We start from the raw sequence: 16,816 nt of genomic DNA on the forward strand, positions 1-16,816 counted from the left end.
TGTTTATGTTTATGTAGTGCGTTAAACGCCACATCAGCGTAATCCAGAGTGAGGCCAGACCAAATGAGAGATTGATTTATAAAGCAAAATCCAGAGATATCCCCGACCAGCGGCCGGGGAAGCATTAGCGGGCTTACTTGATGGCAGCGCGTTGCCCCACAGCAACATGAGAACGCTTAACACGTCGTGAATAAACCGCGGTGATGATGGGGACAATGACGGAGGTGACAATGACCGAAGTAGCAACTAATGCCGTTGCGGCGGGTGCGACCGGTTTAAACTGTGGCAGCATCTCGGCAATCAACACTGGCGTGGCTACGGCAGCGCCTGCGGTGCTGGATGCCGCAATCCCCGCTGTCCCATCGCCACCGCCAATCAAGCGATCGGCAATAATCAGCGGAATGCCGGTGACAATGATCACTGCGACACCCAACATAATGCCCAGCAGGCCAGTTTGCGCGATGACGGTCAAATCAATGGTATTACCCAACGCGAAAGCAAAGAACGGAATCAGCGTGTGAACCGCTTTGCCAAAGAACTCGCGCAGTTCGGGATCGAGATTACCCAACGCGAACCCGACGATAAACGGCAGTACCGCGCCAACGAAGACATGTGGCTCAAACGATGCGATGCCTGCGGTGCCGAGAATCACCATCGTCATCAGCGGCCCGGACTCCAGCGACATCAAGACAAACGCACCGGCCTCCTCTTTCGAACCGTATTGCTGCATGATGGATGCGTATAAACCGCCATTGGTCATATCCATCGCCGCCACTAACGCCAGCGTCGAGAGACCGGCAAACATGCCCGCTTCCACGCCATTTTCCGGCATCACACGTGAAGCAATCGCCGCGACCACCCACGCCACCGCAATCTTGGTGAGCACGAGCGTGCCCGATTTACGCAGTACTGTGCCGGTGGCGCTGAGTTTGATGGATGCGCCCATGCAGAAGAACCACACCGCAAGAATCGGGACGGTGCCGGTCATCAACCCATTGGTGAACGAACCAAAGTATTTACCTGCGCCCGGAGAGAACGTATGGCACAGCGCGCCCAAAAACAGCGGAATCAGCATCATGCCGCCAGGAATTTTATCGATTGCACGTTTGATATGCATAAAGGTGTCACCTTAACTGAGCCAGAGGGAGGTGTTTTTATGAATTGCCAGATGGCATGGCGAGCAAGATAACGATTGGCAGAAAGGAAAAAAGTGATCGCAAATGCATTTATAAAACGCTGTTTTATTTTTATTGATCGATCATTTTGTATTTATGACGTGAATCGCCATACCAGATGATTGGAAGTTAAATGAGAGGCACCCGGAGGCGTTTTTTCTGTAGGGATGGATTATCTGTGCGGGCTTTGACGCATCTGCCCTTGTCAACAACTCGTATTGAAGCTCGTGAGCAGGCCGGTGACACTTTTGGGCCGGCAATCCGCAGCGCTGAACGAAGCGAGGAGGCCAGGAGAGCCCGCAGGACGCAGGCGAAAGGCGGAGCCGGGACAAGGATGTCCCGTCTCCGCCGGTCCGTCAGGCAGACGAACGAAGTGAAGGTACCGCGCTAGCGGCGCGAGGACCGCCGGACCAAAAGTGCCCCAGGCCTGCGCGCTCACCATTAGCTTAATTAACTGGCATTACGCCAGCAGGCGTATATGTTTCAGAATTGACTTTAATTCTGCCCATACCAGGCATTTTTACCGTGCTTACGCAGGTAGTGCAGATCAAGCAAAGTTTGCGAAATCGGCGGTAACTCAGTGCGCAGCTGCTCGGTATGCAATGCCATATAGGCCACCTCTTCTAATACCACCGCGCTGTGTACTGCAGCATGCGCGTCTTTACCCCAGGCAAACGGGCCGTGGGAGTTCACCAGCACGGCGGGGATTGCCGTTGGTTCAATTCCGCGCTGCGCAAAAGTTTCAATGATCACCTGGCCGGTATTCCACTCGTATTCCTGCTCAATCTCTTCGCGGTTCATCTGCCGCGTGCAGGGAATGGTGCCGTAAAAATCATCGGCGTGCGTGGTGCCTAACGCGATGATTTCACGTCCAGCCTGAGCCCAAATGGTGGCATGGCGCGAGTGCGTATGCACGATGCCGCCGATCTCTGGCCAGGCGAGATAAAGCGCGCGGTGGGTGGCCGTATCCGAGGATGGGCGCATTTTCCCTTCTATTACCTCGCCGCTGGCGAGATCGACGACCACCATATCGTCGCGCTGCATCTGCTCGTACTTCACGCCCGACGGCTTGATCACCACTAAACCCCGATCGCGGTCCACCGCACTGACGTTGCCCCAGGTAAAGGTGACCAGGTTGTAACGGGGTAAATCGAGATTGGCTTCCAGCACCTGCTGCTTTAACGCTTCCAGCATCTTTTTTCTCCTGCGAACTGTGATAGCTGAATTGTGCGGAGCAGGAAGAAAAAGCGTTATGGATGGAACGGCTGTAAAAGCTGCGGAAAGTGGCTAAGGCGTTAAATGTGTGGCGCGGGTTGGTTTTGATGATTAAACAAGAAGTGGCTTGCAAACTCGCATTTTAGGACCGTTTTACCCTGCCGAGTGCGGTGTAACATCTATACTTATATGGTTACCACGGTGTTAACAATCAAGGAGAAGTTAATGACTACAACAATGAAACGTCTTACTGCTGCCGTATTGGCAACAACACTAGTTGTCGCGCTGAGCGGCTGTTCGAATTGGTCTAAACGCGACCGTAATACCGCAATCGGTGCGGGTGCGGGTGCCATTGGTGGTTCAGTACTGACCAACGGTAGCGGACTTGGTACCGTTGGTGGCGCAGCTGTCGGCGGCATCATCGGCCACCAGATCAGCAAATAAATTATAATTATCAGGCTACGCGGCGCATCTACTTAACAACGGGCCACATAAAAGTGGCCCGAACTGCTTCAACCGCCCGCCAGTTTGACTTTCATGCCTTTGGCTTCCAGCAGCGTTTTTATCAAATCGCGTTTATCGCCCTGAATCTCAATCACACCCTCTTTTACTGCTCCACCGCAACCACACTTTTTCTTCAGTTCAGCAGCCAGTTTTTCGAGAGCGCTATCATCCAGATCGATACCGGTAATCAGACACACGCCCTTACCTTTACGTCCGCTGGTTTGGCGCTGGATACGCACGATGCCATCGCCTTTCGGTCGTGGCGCTTTCTCTTGTTCATGGGTGATACGACCGCTATCGGTTGAATACACCAATCGATTGTCCTGAGCCATTAAGCCTCCTGTAAACTTTGCAGGATTTGCTGCAGCGTGGCGGCCGGATCGGCGGATTGGGTGATCGGGCGCCCGATGACCATATAATCCACGCCCGCGAGTTTTGCCTGCTGCGGCGTCATGATGCGGCGCTGATCGCCCGCATCGCTGCCAGCCGGACGAATGCCTGGCGTAACCAGCGCGAAATCCTGACCTATCACCTGCTTAAAATGCGCGGCTTCCTGCGCCGAACAAACCACGCCGTGCAGGCCGCAATCGCGGGTCAAACGTGCCAGCCGCTCAGCCTGCGCGGCTGGAGATAAGGTAATGCCTAAACCTTTGAGGTCGTCTTCATCCATGCTGGTCAATACGGTGACAGCAATCAGCAGCGGCGCATCGTTGCCGAATGGTACCAGCGCTTCACGAGCCGCGTTCATCATGCGAGCACCACCGCTGGCGTGCACGTTCACCATCCACACGCCAAGATCGGCTGCGGCCGCGACTGCATGTGCGGTGGTGTTTGGGATGTCATGAAACTTGAGATCGAGGAACACTTCAAAACCCCGTTCCTGCAGCGTTTTCACCAGCGATGGACCAAACAGTGTGAACATCTCTTTGCCCACTTTCAGGCGACACTGGCTTGGATCGATGCGGTCTACAAACTGCAGCGCGCTGTTGAGATCATGATAGTCGAGTGCCACCAGAATAGGTGAAGTGGTTACAGGCATAACGTTTCCTCAGTAACTGGCACCCGCAGGCGCAATGGACAAACGGCAAGCATTCTACCTGCGCAGGCCGGTGCCGACAATCACGCTACCGCCAGAACTTGCCTGTTTGACTGCTAGCTGCACGATGTCAAGGCAGTTTCTTAATCAAACTTAAAAGTATGTTGTAACTAAATAGATGTAACCAGACGCGTGATGCGCCCATTTATTGGCCGTCGAGTCCACGGATGGGTTTAACTGAAGACCAGGCGCGACAAGATGGGCAATGCCAATACAGAGCATGGGCAGTGAAGCCACATTTCTGGCAGCGATATCGCGGCTTAGTGCGGATCTGCTCGCCGACCATATCGCGCAGCACCATCAAGCTCTCTTTCGCACGTCCGTCTTCCGCTTCGTGTAAGTGGAAATCCATCAAACGATGAAACACACGCATCGTCGGATGACGCTGAAGCTGACGATTGATATACAGCTGTGCCGCTTCCGGTCCCTGCTGTTGCTCAAGAATATCGGAGAGATAAAGCTCTGCTGCGGCGCCGGTATTCTCGTCGACACAACGCTGTAAAAATTGCGCCCAGTTTTCGGGTTGGTTCAGGCGCTGGTAGCAGGTTTCCAGCATGGGTAACGTTTCACTCACCAGCTCTTTGTCCTGCTCCAGCACGCGCTGCAGTCGGCTGGCGGCTTTAGCGTACTCGCCCTGCTCCATCAAAATGCGGCCCATCATGATTGAGACGCGCGCACTTTGATGATCGGCTGACTCGCCCTTCTTCAGCAAGCTCATCGCCCGATCAAGGTCATCACTGCTTAATGCCTGCAACGCCAGCTCACAGTAAAAATGGGCAATTTCCCCTTTCTGCTTATCTTTGCCGAGCTTAACCAGCTTTTCCGCCACGTCGATGGCTTTTTGCCAGTCGCTGGTTGCCTGATGAATCAACAATAACTGCTGCAACGCGCCAATACGGAAATCGGTCTCTTCAACCAGTTGCCCAAACATATCTTCGGCACGATCGTACAATCCGGCTGCCATGTAATCGCGGCCGAGTTGCTGGATCGCCAGCAAGCGCTGCTCGTAGCTGAGCGACGCACTTTCCATTAGGGATTGGTGAATGCGAATGGCGCGATCAACTTCACCACGCGAACGGAACAGATTGCCAAGCGTCAGATGCGCCTCAACCGTGCCGCTGTCCTCTTTCAACATGTCGAGAAAGAGATCAACCGCTTTGTCCTGTTGATTGGAGAGCAGGAAGTTTACGCCGGTCACATAATCGCGCGACAGGCGGTTCGCTTCCTGTTGCTTATCCTGATGTGCACTGCGGCGGCCCATATACCAGCCATACGCCGCAGCAACAGGAAGAAGCAGAAACAGCAATTCAAGCATCGAAAATTAATCCCGACGACTGGCAGTTGGTGATGGGGTCACTGCAGTAGATTGTTCATTCTGTGCCTGCATACGTTTAAGCTTACGCTGTGCATTTGCCAGAGAAACACGTAAGCGTAACCAGAACAGACCGCAAATCGCCCATCCCAGCAGGAATCCAGCGCCAAACAAGCTGGCGAGCAGTGTTGAAATGCGGAATTCGCCCTGCGCTAGCAGATAGTTAAAGGTGATGATTTGGTCGTTATGCGCTCCGAGCGTGACGGAGATGATGAAAATGACCAATACCACGAGAAAAATAAGCAAATATTTCACAATGCGTCCTGTCGAGAGGTTATCCAATAGAAGTATGCCAAAAAACCGCCGTCGATGCTGCTTATCCCCACATCAGTTAGCGCTTTTTTCTGCAAGCACAATCAATCATATGGGGATGAATAGGCTGATTACAATCCATCATCACGTTGCGCGATCTCACGATGTTCCTCTGGAGGAATGGTGAGCGGGCCGCAAAAACGCTGGGCCAGCAGCGTAGCAACGGTCACCAATAACCAGGATATCAGCGTTGCCATCACTAAATCACGCGGCCAGTGCATACCCAGCACTAAACGGCTGCCCATCACCGCGGTCGCCCAAACGAATAATACGGCAACGGTGGCAAAATGACGGCGCGGCCATAACAGGCCGATGGCTAAAAGCGCCCAGCTAGCGGCAAACATGGTATGCCCGGAAGGAAACGCATAACCGGTTTCAAATGCCCAATGATTCTTCAGCCATTGCGGCAGCTGAGTGTCATTGGCCAGCAAAGTTGAGACCATTTCGCCGCGCTGCTGGCGATGAAGCTGATAAAACTCATCACCGTTAATGCCATGACTTTTTTCCAGCCAGATGACGTAGGGGCGCGGTTCCTGCACATGCTCTTTGATTGAGGATTTGGTGTACTGACCAGCAAGAATCGCACCATTCATGATAAGAATGAGTAGAATCGCGGGTTTGAGCCGAAAGCGTAAACACCACAACACCCAGGCGCTGAGGATGATACTGGTGAGGATGCCCCACGGACTGGTAACGGTTTCCGTCATCCAAAACAGCACGCGAAGTAGATTGCCGCTTTCCCCGGGTTGCCATTGCCAGTTAGATATCCATACGCCCAACGGCATCAACAACAATAAAAACGCCCCTAAGGTGGTGCGCTGAATGATTTTTAACATTCGCTTCCTTTTAGATCCGGATTAACAGGTGCGTTTAGCATAACTTTAGCTGAAAAAAGAATAACATACCCATTGCGGCTTGGATAATTGTGCTTTATCACTACAATCACTCTGACCGATTAACGGCAGCCGTTCGGGTTGTGGCACAATAGCCTAAGTTTCATCGGGCCACATGGCCCGTGCGTTATCATGATGATAGCGCATCCTCTGAAGGTTCTGGAGAGTCACATGCAGCTTAAACGGGTAGCAGAAGCCAAACTGCCCACGCCATGGGGAGATTTCCTGATGGTTGGTTTTGAAGAACTGGCAACCGGCCACGACCATGTCGCGCTGGTTTATGGTGATATTAGCGATCACAATCCGGTGCTGGCGCGCGTCCATTCCGAATGTCTCACCGGCGATGCCCTGTTCAGCTTGCGCTGTGACTGCGGCTTCCAGCTGGAAGCGGCGTTAACGGCGATTGCGGAAGAAGGTCGTGGCATTCTGATGTATCACCGTCAGGAAGGTCGTAACATCGGTTTGCTGAATAAAATTCGTGCTTATGCATTGCAGGATAAAGGCTACGACACGGTCGAAGCCAACCATCAGCTCGGTTTCGCCGCTGATGAGCGTGACTTCACGCTATGTGCAGATATGTTCAAACTGTTGGGCGTCAATGAAGTGCGCTTGCTGACAAACAATCCGCGCAAGGTTGAAATCCTGAGTGAAGCCGGTATCAATATCGTCGAACGCGTGCCGTTGGTTGTCGGGCGTAACCCGAAAAACGCGCACTATCTCGATACGAAAGCCGAAAAAATGGGTCATCTGTTGCCGAAGTCTTAAGCAGATTTTAAAGCAGATAAAAAAAGCCGGGAAATCCCGGCTTTTTCTTTTAGTTCAGCATGTTGCGGATCACGTAATGCAAAATGCCGTCGTTCTGGTAATAGGTTAGCTCGTTACCCGTATCGATACGGCAGCGCGTTTCCAGCGTCTCCTGGCTGCCATCCGCGCGCGTCAGAATTACGGTTACCGTGCCACCCGGCTTAAGCTGCGACAGATTTGCCACATCTATAAACTCTTCACCCGTAAGCTGCAGCGTTTTACGCGTCACGCCAGCCGGAAACTCGAGCGGCAGAATCCCCATACCAATCAGGTTAGAGCGGTGAATACGCTCGAAGGATTCGGAGATAACCACGCGCACGCCCTGTAAGCGCGGCCCTTTTGCTGCCCAGTCCCGACTTGAGCCGGAACCGTACTCTTTACCAGCAATCACCGCTAACGGCACACCTTCCTGCTGATACTTCATCGCCGCATCGTAAATCGCCAACTGCTCGTTAGTTGGGAAGTGTTTGGTATAACCGCCCTCAACTCCCGGCACCATTTCGTTACGAATACGGATATTAGCGAAGGTGCCGCGCATCATCACTTCGTGGTTACCACGACGCGAACCGTAAGAGTTGAAATCGGTGCGCTCAACGCCATGCGACAGCAAATAGCGTCCGGCGGGACTTTCGGCTTTGATGCTCCCCGCTGGAGAAATGTGGTCGGTGGTGACGGAGTCACCCAGCATCGCCAGAATGCGCGCGCCTTTGATATCCTGCACCGGCTTCGGCGTTTTCTCCATGTTGTCAAAGAAGGGCGACAGACGAATGTAAGTAGAATCACCATCCCAATCGTAGGTTGCCGCTTCGCTGACTTTGATCTGCTGCCACTCAGGCGTACCGTTAAACACCTCGGCATACTCTTTGTGGAACATATCGCTGGTGACTTTCTGCACCGCTTCAGCAATCTCTTCCGGCGAAGGCCAGATATCCTTGAGGAAAACATCGTTGCCCTGGCGATCCTGGCCGAGCGGATCGGATTGCAGATTGAGCTTCATATTACCCGCTAAGGCATAAGCAACCACCAGCGGCGGCGAAGCCAGCCAGTTGGTTTTAATTAACGGATGAATACGGCCTTCGAAGTTACGGTTACCCGAAAGCACCGCGGCAACCGTGAGATCACCCTCTTTAATCGCGCTTTCTATCGCGTCCGGTAACGGGCCGGAATTACCGATACAAGTAGTACAACCGTAACCGACCAGATTGAATCCTAATTCGTCCAGATATGGCGTAAGCTGGGCCACAGCAAGGTAGTCAGAAACCACTTTGGAACCGGGTGCCAGTGAGGCCTTAACCCAGGGCTTGCGCATCAGACCGCGTTCAACGGCTTTCTTCGCCAGTAAACCGGCAGCCATCAGCACGCTAGGGTTTGAGGTATTAGTACAAGAGGTAATCGCCGAGATCACGACCGCACCATCATCCAGCTGATAGCTTTCTCCAGTTTCGCTATCGCGGTAGCTCACGGTTTTATGCGGTTTTTGCGCCTGATTAACTTCCAGTTCGTTGCTGGCATCAAAGGCAGTAGGAACATCACCGAGTGATACACGATCCTGCGGACGTTTTGGACCGGCCAGGCTGGACTCGACGTCGCCCATATCCAGCGCTAGAGAGCTGGTGAACACCGGCTCATCACCCGCGTTACGCCACATACCTTGTTGCTTAGCATAAGCCTCAACCAGTTCAACCTGCTCCGCATCGCGGCCGGTGAGCGTCATATAACTCAGGGTGACATCATCGACAGGGAAAAAGCCGCAGGTCGCACCATACTCAGGCGCCATGTTGGCGATGGTGGCGCGATCGGCAAGCGGCAGGTCGGCTAAGCCGTCGCCGTAAAATTCTACGAATTTACCCACAACACCATGTTTGCGCAGCATTTGCGTTACGGTTAACACCAGATCCGTTGCGGTGATGCCCGGACGCAATTTACCAGTGAGTTTGAAACCGACTACGTCAGGAATCAGCATTGAGACCGGCTGGCCAAGCATCGCCGCTTCAGCCTCAATCCCGCCAACGCCCCAACCCAATACGCCGAGCGCATTGATCATGGTGGTGTGCGAATCGGTGCCCACCAGCGTATCGGGATAGGCGATCTCTTGCCCATTCAGCGTCTCATGCCAGACAGATTTACCGAGGTATTCCAGATTGACCTGATGACAAATCCCGGTGCCTGGCGGAACTACGCGGAATCGATTGAAAGCTTTTTGCCCCCAACGCAGGAAAACGTAGCGCTCGTGGTTGCGCTCCATTTCCAGGTGCACATTTTCATCAAAGGCTTTGTCATCACCGAAATGGTCCACGGTGACAGAGTGGTCGATAACCAAATCTACCGGGGATAAGGGATTGACTTTGGCGACGTCGCCGCCAAGGCGTTTCACCGCTTCGCGCATGGCAGCCAAATCTACCACCGCCGGTACGCCGGTAAAATCTTGCATTAATACACGCGCGGGACGATAGGCAATCTCACGATCGGCGTGAGCATCTTTTTGCCAGGCGACCAGCGCTTCAATATCTTCAAGCGTGACAGAATCACCATCCTGCCAGCGTAAAAGGTTTTCCAGCAGGACTTTCATCGACTTGGGCAAGCGATCGATATTGCCCAGTTGCTGAGCTGCTTTGGGCAAGCTGTAGTAATGATATTTTTTTGCCCGAACATCCAGCGTGTCCTGACTCTGCTCGCGTAACGTTAACGACATAGCGCCTCCATGTAAGTGAATCTTTTTTAAACCTCAGTGACTGCAAGGTTTAACTTAAAGATAGACTACATTGCCGTTAACGTTTTGATAACAACACGAATAGACACATTAAGACACAATGAAAAATGCCCCGACGTTTGTCAGGGCATTTATAAAATTCAGTGTAATTTGAGTTAGGGCTTAAATCATCGCCCAGAAGGCGGCGGCCCAAAAAGCCAGGGAAAAGGTATAAACGCTCATCCAGGATAATGTCGTTGTATTGATGCTCATAATTCACTCCCTCCCGGATTCCGGGCAAAAAAAGTCCACCGTCTTCAGCGTTGTACTGATGACACCGTTTTTTTAATGCTGAGTGTTAAAGGACGGGCTTTTAACTTGCCCACCGGATAATCCGGCAAAAAGAGGGACTAAACGACTAAATATAGTACGGAACGCATGCTGCGTTATTTCGACTTCATATCCATGAAGGATTCAATAAAATTGCGCTGATTCTCGCTGAGTTCCCACGAAGTCGGAATGGTGACCTGAGGTTCAGTGGATACAACGTCTTTAACTTTGCACGCAGGCGTTTGCGGCTGACGTGCAGAAACCGGATGCTTACGACTGAGTGTATTTGCCCACATGGCTTAACCCCACATACGCCAAATCATTAACGCCACCACTACCCAGAACAGTGCTGAAGCAGCGAAGACAGTCATCCAAGCTTTGCGACGGGTATTACCAGTACGCTCAACTTTGGTGCTTTTAGTCCGGAAGCCCGGCTGTACAGTTATTCTCGTATTCATAGTTTTTGATAATCACTCTCAATAAAACGATTGATGACAACGATTAAGATTTAGGACGAATCCTAAACTTGTTAAGACCGAAAATCCAGTTATTTTTATTGAGCACAACGATTAACGCTATTTATCAAAACGCCAAAAATTGATGAGATAAATTTAATTACCAACACAACTATTAATTAAATCGTTACATTGTAAATTTGGGTTAACAGCAAATTAGATCCAATCTAAATTTGAGTTTAATTTACCATGCCAGTTAAAAAGCCCTTCTTCATCAACTCTTAACTAGAGTATGGGAATATTCCTGGCGAGCTGCAAAGCAGCATCGTAAAAATTGTGTACTGATTCGCATTTAATAGATAACAATGAAAAAACATGTGACCCATGTTTCATTTACAAAAAAATAATGATTTTTTTTGAAGTACTCGTGGCGCTAAGCGCTAGGGGATTCCGAAGGTGCCCACTGGACACCTTGGCAAAAGAATGAGTTAGGAATTTACTTGAAGGGTAACTTGATGTCGCGGAACATAGCTTCGATGTCTTCATTGGAGCGCAATGCGACCGCCGCATCCACCACATCACGCGTCAGGTGTGGCGCGAAACGTTGAATAAAATCATACATATAGCTGCGGAGGAAGGTGCTACGTCTAAAGCCAATTTTGGTCGTACTATTCGTAAAGATTTCTGAAGCTTCAATACGCACCAAATCGGGGTCTGCAACCGGATCAACCGCCATACTGGCAATTACGCCAACGCCCAGGCCTAAACGCACGTACGTCTTAATGACGTCAGCATCCGTCGCAGTGAAGACGATGCGTGGCGTTAATCCGGCGCGATTAAACGCGGTGTCCAACTCTGAACGGCCTGTAAAGCCAAATGTGTAAGTCACTAACGGGAAATCCGCCAGCTCTTCAATCGTCACATTTGATTTACCCGCCAACGGATGATCTGGCGTTACCACAATGGCGCGGTTCCAGTGATAGCACGGCAGCATAATCAAATCGTCATACAGATGCAGGGCTTCTGTGGCAATGGCAAAGTCTGCATTGCCCTTTGAAACCGCCTCAGCTATTTGCGTCGGCGATCCCTGATGCATGTGCAAAGAAACGCGAGGATAGCGCTCAATAAAGCCTTTAATCACGCCTGGCAGCGCATAACGTGCCTGCGTATGGGTAGTTGCTACATACAGCGAGCCTTTATCTGGCCAGGTGTGTTCACCAGCAACAGATTTAATCGCGTCAACTTTGGACAGCACTTCGCGCGCAATCCGAATAATCTCTTCACCTGCAGGCGTTACTTGCGTCAGATGCTTACCACTGCGTGCAAATATCTGCACGCCCAGCTCATCTTCTAACATACGGACTTGCTTACTGATGCCCGGCTGCGAGGTATATAAGCCTTCGGCGGTCGATGAGACATTAAGGTTGTGATTAACCACTTCGACGATGTAACGCAACTGCTGCAATTTCATAGTTATATCTTCCTGGTAGCGACAGAGGTGCATTCCCGGCAGGCGTGTTTCCGCTTTAATTGCGGTGAGGGAGGGAAAGCGAATCAGCGAAACGAAAAGAGTTCTATAACTACTATATCAGTTAAAGGAAGAATGTAGAACGATTAGCTATAAGGATAAGAGAAAGGCCAGCGAATGCTGGCCTTGCGGGGAATTACTTTTTCGCTTCCTGCCATTTGCCATCAATATAGAACATTGACCAGCCGGTGGCTTTGCCATCCTTTTCGGAAGAGACGTATTGCTGTTTGGTCTTACGACTGAAACGCACCATCGTCTTATTCCCTTCTGGATCGGCGGCTGGCGCTTCTGACAGATATTTCAGCTTTTCTGGCAGGCGGTCGGCAAAGCGTTGCAGCTCTTCCACCAGCGGCGCGCGCGTTTCACGTGATTTCGGGAAGGTATTCGCAGCAAGGAACACGCCCGCTGCACCATCACGCAACACAAAGTAAGCATCCGACTTTTCACACTGCAATTCTGGTAGCGGCACCGGATCTTCTTTTGGCGGCGCGACATCACCGTTACGCAGAATCTTACGGGTGTTTTTGCACTCGTCGTTGGTACACGCCATGTACTTACCGAAACGACCCATTTTCAGATGCATTTCAGAACCACACTTCTCGCACTCAACAATCGGACCGTCGTAGCCCTTGATGCGGAATTCGCCCTGCTCAATCTCGTAGCCGTCGCACTCTGGGTTATTACCGCAGACGTGTAACTTGCGCTGGTTATCGATCAGATAGCTGTCCATCGCGGTGCCACACTTCTGGCAACGACGACGAGCGCGCAGCGCATTGGTTTCAGCATCATCGCCTTCCAGCACGTTGAGCACTTCATTTTCCGGGATCAAGTTGATGGTCTGCTTGCAGCGCTCTTTCGGCGGCAAAGCATAACCCGAGCAACCCAGGAACACGCCGGTACTGGCGGTGCGAATCCCCATCGGGCGGCTACAGGTTGGACAATCAATTGACGTCAACACCATCTGGTTGGGCTGCATGCCGCCCTCTTCCGGATCTTTCTCAGCATCATCTAACTGTTGGCTGAAATCACTGAAGAAGGAGTCGAGTACCGCTTTCCATTCGGCTTCATTATTCGCCACCTGATCGAGGCTATTTTCCATGCGCGCGGTGAAGTCATAGTTCATTAGCTCGCGGAAATTAGACTCCAGACGGTCGGTAACAATTTCACCCATTTTTTCAGCGTAGAAACGGCGGTTCTCAACACGCACGTAACCACGATCCTGAATGGTGGAGATAATCGAGGCATACGTTGATGGACGACCAATGCCACGTTTTTCCAGCTCACGCACCAGCGATGCTTCACTGAAGCGCGCCGGCGGTTTGGTGAAGTGCTGGCTTGGCATCAGCTCTTTAAGATCCAGCATGTCGCCAACATCTACCGGCGGCAGCGTCAGATCTTCATCATTTTTACGCAGCGCAGGCATCACGCGCGTCCAGCCATCGAAACGCAGCGTGCGGCCTTTGGCTTTCAATTTAAATTCAGCCGCGCCCACGGTCAGCGTGGTGGAGTCGTACTGAGCCGGAACCATCTGGCAGGCAACAAACTGGCGCCAAATCAGCTGATAGAGTTTCTGCGCATCAGCTTCCATATCTTTCAGCTGCTCAGCCACGATATTCACGTCAGAAGGACGAATCGCTTCGTGCGCTTCCTGTGAGTTCTCTTTGCTGGCATAGGTATTCGGCGCTTCTGGCAGATACTTTTTACCAAAGCTGCTCTCAACATAACCGCGCGCCATCGCCACGGCATCCTGGCTCAGGTTGGTGGAGTCGGTACGCATATAGGTGATGTGGCCCGCTTCATACAAACGCTGCGCCATCATCATGGTCTTCTTCACGCCGAAGCCCAAACGCGTACTCGCCGCCTGTTGCAGCGTTGAGGTAATAAAAGGTGCAGAAGGCTTGCTGCTGGTCGGCTTGTCTTCACGATCCAGCACTTCGTAACGCGCTTTCTGCAAAATCGCTACCGCCGCGTGAGTTTGCTCACGATTGACCGGACGGAACGCTTTGTCATTCTGATGCGTCACCTGCATGGCCAGATCGGCGCCTTTCGGCGTGGCGAAATCAGCATCGATTTCCCAATACTCTTCTGGCACGAAGGCTTTGATTTCGTGCTCGCGCTCAACAACCAGACGCACCGCAACCGACTGAACGCGACCGGCTGACAGGCCGCGGGCAATTTTCTTCCACAGCAGTGGCGACACCATGTAACCCACCACGCGATCCATAAAGCGGCGCGCTTGCTGTGCGTTGACACGTTCAATATTAAGCTCGCCAGGCTTGTCAAACGCCTGACGAATCGCATTCTTGGTAATTTCGTTAAATACTACGCGGCTAAAGCGCTTATCGTCCCCACCGATCACTTCCCGCAGGTGCCAGGCAATGGCTTCCCCTTCGCGGTCAAGGTCGGTTGCGAGATAGATGTGGTCTGCATCGGCAGCCAGGTTTTTCAGCTCAGCGACAACTTTTTCTTTGCCCGGCAGAATTTGATAATCCGCTTCCCAACCATGCCAGGGATCTACACCCATGCGGTTTACGAGTGCGGCTTTCTCATCCTTTTTAACCTTTTTTCCAGGTTTCGCTTTTTCCCCGTCGGCACTTTTACGGGCAGTTGAACCGCTGGTCGGCAAATCACGGATATGACCGACACTGGATTTCACCACGTAGTCATTACCGAGGTATTTATTGATTGTTTTGGCCTTTGCCGGGGACTCAACGATTACGAGTGATTTACCCATATGTACCTTTACCTAAATGAAACGTCCTGATAAACGGGAGAGAATTGGAGGTCCCAAAACCCAATGGGTTCAATATTGCTGCCGGCATTTCGCATTTCAAGGCAGCAGGGATAATCTCAGGTCAGATTGCGTCGACTTCTGCAACTTTATGATTAGGAGCGAGTTTTCCATCTGACAGAACCACACATCCGGGTGTGATCTCCCTGAAAGCTGAATCGCCCACACTCTACCTGATAAAATCCGTTACGCAACTTAATTAGCATTCTGCCTAATTTTGCGCCAGTTTTGTGACGCCATGCTGATTTGCTGAACGCGATAGCTCGCAAGTAATATAGAAGGAGAAAAATGGCTGTCAAAAAAGAGGTGAAAAATGTCAGTGCCAACGGAATCTATTTCACGCCACGCGTTACTGGAAATAGCCAATCAGATAATCACGCAGCACGAAAATTATTTTGTCGGATTAGAAGCCAATGATGTGATTCAGCAAGGTGATGTTTTGGTGTTTCGCGGTCCCTATTTTCTCGATGATGAAGGCTTGCCCACCGCCAAAACCACCACGGTATTTAACGTGTTTAAACACCTCGCGGTGGAACTCTCCTCTCAATATCATCTGGCATAAAAAAGCCCGGCAATTGCCGGGCCCGGTTACAACAGCGGCTTCTCGCCGCGCTGCCATATTTTCAGAATCAACCGTTCTGCCGCCAGACTGGCGCTGTTGGTAAAGCGATCCATCATTTTACGCTTACGTGCGTAATGGACGCCCAGCACGGTGAAGCGATCCATATGCTGGATAATCAACGCATCGCTGGTGCCGATTTCATCAATTAAACCCAAATCCAGCGCCTGACGGCCATACCAATGCTCGCCGGTCGCCACTTTGTTCAGATCAAGCGACGGACGCATCTGCTGCACGAAATCTTTAAACAGCTGATGCGTTTCATTAAGATCTTCCTGGAATTTCTCGCGCCCTTCTTCGGTGTTTTCACCAAACAGCGTCAAAGTCCGTTTGTACTGACCGGCGGTATGCAGCTCGACGTCAATATCGTTACGCTTTAACAGGCGGTTGAAGTTGGGAATCTGCGCGACCACGCCAATTGAACCAATAATAGAAAACGGTGCGGCCACAATGCGATCCGCCACGCATGCCATCAAGTAACCACCGCTGGCAGCGACTTTATCCACCACCGCCGTCAATTGCAGACCGGCATCGCGCAGGCGTTGCAGCTGCGAAGCCGCCAAACCGTAGCCGTGTACTACGCCGCCGGGGCTTTCCAGGCGAAGTAGCACTTCATCGCCCGGCACCGCAACTGCCAGCACCGCGGAGATCTCTTCACGCAATGAGGTGACCTCACTCGCGTCCATGCTGCCTTTGAACTCCAGCACATACAGCGTGGGCTTCAGCGTCTCGCTCACGCCCGCTTTAGCATTGCGTTTATCAGCTTTCGCCTTTTGCTTCTCTTCTTTCTTATGCTGCTTGAGCCACACTTTTTGCGCCTGTGGCTTCATTTTGGCGAGCTGCAGATCTTCCTTCATCTCACGATAATCATCATCAAGATGCGTCAAACGCAGCTGACCGCTGCTGTGACGTTTACGCAGCGCGGCATTTAGCACAATCAGAACAATAGCTGCGATCGCCACCACCACGGTGACGGCCTTAGCCAGAAATAATCCATAACTGGAGAAAAAATCCATTCTGCCGCCTTATTAAA

General features: G+C 51.7%; 16 protein-coding genes. 3 read left to right on the forward strand and 13 right to left on the reverse strand.

What is annotated here, in order from left to right; translation table 11 throughout:
* Positions 1–133: 133 nt before the first annotated feature.
* Both kdgT and araD read right to left on the reverse strand, forming a co-directional pair.
* Complete coding sequence (kdgT, locus tag ACYAC5_RS10490; protein ID WP_110866242.1) at positions 134–1,117, reverse strand: 2-keto-3-deoxygluconate transporter; 984 nt, start codon at positions 1,115–1,117, stop codon at positions 134–136.
* Positions 1,118–1,670: 553 nt separating this feature from the next.
* Positions 1,671–2,369, reverse strand: a complete 699-nt coding sequence (gene araD, locus ACYAC5_RS10495; RefSeq protein WP_110866243.1) for an L-ribulose-5-phosphate 4-epimerase — start codon at positions 2,367–2,369, stop codon at positions 1,671–1,673.
* Positions 2,370–2,615: 246 nt separating this feature from the next.
* Here araD and osmB point away from each other — a divergent pair, with 246 nt between their 5' ends.
* Entirely contained in the window at positions 2,616–2,834 is a 219-nt protein-coding gene (gene osmB, locus ACYAC5_RS10500; protein WP_008106509.1) for an osmotically-inducible lipoprotein OsmB, read from the forward strand.
* Between the two features lie 68 nt (positions 2,835–2,902).
* Here the strand turns inward: osmB and yciH are convergent, their stop codons facing one another.
* From yciH to pgpB, 5 genes are all read right to left on the reverse strand, one after another.
* A complete protein-coding gene (gene yciH, locus ACYAC5_RS10505; RefSeq protein ID WP_462061707.1) occupies positions 2,903–3,226 on the reverse strand; it encodes a stress response translation initiation inhibitor YciH in 324 nt (107 codons plus the stop codon).
* Complete coding sequence (pyrF, locus tag ACYAC5_RS10510) at positions 3,226–3,933, reverse strand: orotidine-5'-phosphate decarboxylase (protein WP_462061709.1); 708 nt, start codon at positions 3,931–3,933, stop codon at positions 3,226–3,228. Before pyrF ends, yciH begins: the two co-directional genes overlap by 1 nt.
* Positions 3,934–4,135: 202 nt before the next feature.
* Positions 4,136–5,305: a lipopolysaccharide assembly protein LapB gene (gene lapB / locus ACYAC5_RS10515; protein WP_110866246.1), complete on the reverse strand. Its 1,170-nt coding sequence runs from the start codon at positions 5,303–5,305 to the stop codon at positions 4,136–4,138.
* 6 nt (positions 5,306–5,311) lie between these two features.
* Complete coding sequence (locus ACYAC5_RS10520; RefSeq protein WP_137385878.1) at positions 5,312–5,617, reverse strand: LapA family protein; 306 nt, start codon at positions 5,615–5,617, stop codon at positions 5,312–5,314.
* Positions 5,618–5,745: 128 nt separating this feature from the next.
* Positions 5,746–6,510 carry a phosphatidylglycerophosphatase B gene (gene pgpB, locus ACYAC5_RS10525; RefSeq protein WP_101764272.1) on the reverse strand — a complete coding sequence of 255 codons (765 nt, stop codon included), beginning with the start codon at positions 6,508–6,510 and terminating at the stop codon, positions 5,746–5,748.
* 228 nt (positions 6,511–6,738) lie between these two features.
* Between pgpB and ribA the strand changes: the two genes are divergently transcribed.
* A complete protein-coding gene (gene ribA, locus ACYAC5_RS10530; protein ID WP_097097212.1) occupies positions 6,739–7,332 on the forward strand; it encodes a GTP cyclohydrolase II in 594 nt (197 codons plus the stop codon).
* A 49-nt stretch (positions 7,333–7,381) separates the two neighbouring features.
* Here ribA and acnA read toward each other — a convergent pair whose 3' ends face one another.
* The 5 genes from acnA to topA all read right to left on the reverse strand — a co-directional run bounded on the left by acnA (position 7,382) and on the right by topA (position 15,107).
* A complete protein-coding gene (gene acnA, locus ACYAC5_RS10535; RefSeq protein WP_462061710.1) occupies positions 7,382–10,063 on the reverse strand; it encodes an aconitate hydratase AcnA in 2,682 nt (893 codons plus the stop codon).
* A gap of 443 nt (positions 10,064–10,506) precedes the next feature.
* Positions 10,507–10,686, reverse strand: a complete 180-nt coding sequence (locus ACYAC5_RS10540) for a hypothetical protein (protein WP_064738813.1) — start codon at positions 10,684–10,686, stop codon at positions 10,507–10,509.
* Positions 10,687–10,689: 3 nt separating this feature from the next.
* On the reverse strand, positions 10,690–10,848 hold the full coding sequence (locus tag ACYAC5_RS10545) for a YmiA family putative membrane protein (protein ID WP_071531660.1): 159 nt from the start codon (positions 10,846–10,848) through the stop codon (positions 10,690–10,692).
* A 493-nt stretch (positions 10,849–11,341) separates the two neighbouring features.
* Positions 11,342–12,316, reverse strand: a complete 975-nt coding sequence (cysB, locus tag ACYAC5_RS10550) for an HTH-type transcriptional regulator CysB (RefSeq protein WP_064738814.1) — start codon at positions 12,314–12,316, stop codon at positions 11,342–11,344.
* A 193-nt stretch (positions 12,317–12,509) separates the two neighbouring features.
* Positions 12,510–15,107: a type I DNA topoisomerase gene (gene topA, locus ACYAC5_RS10555; RefSeq protein ID WP_008106525.1), complete on the reverse strand. Its 2,598-nt coding sequence runs from the start codon at positions 15,105–15,107 to the stop codon at positions 12,510–12,512.
* Between the two features lie 370 nt (positions 15,108–15,477).
* Here topA and ACYAC5_RS10560 point away from each other — a divergent pair, with 370 nt between their 5' ends.
* Positions 15,478–15,726, forward strand: coding sequence for a DUF2498 family protein (locus ACYAC5_RS10560; RefSeq protein WP_192411722.1), 249 nt, complete (start codon positions 15,478–15,480; stop codon positions 15,724–15,726).
* Between the two features lie 26 nt (positions 15,727–15,752).
* Here the strand turns inward: ACYAC5_RS10560 and sohB are convergent, their stop codons facing one another.
* The gene (gene sohB, locus ACYAC5_RS10565; protein WP_462061712.1) at positions 15,753–16,799 is read right to left on the reverse strand and encodes a protease SohB; all 1,047 of its coding nucleotides are present in this window, start codon (positions 16,797–16,799) and stop codon (positions 15,753–15,755) included.
* Between the last annotated feature and the right edge of the window lie 17 nt (positions 16,800–16,816).

Source organism: Pantoea sp. y20, from assembly GCF_054903455.1.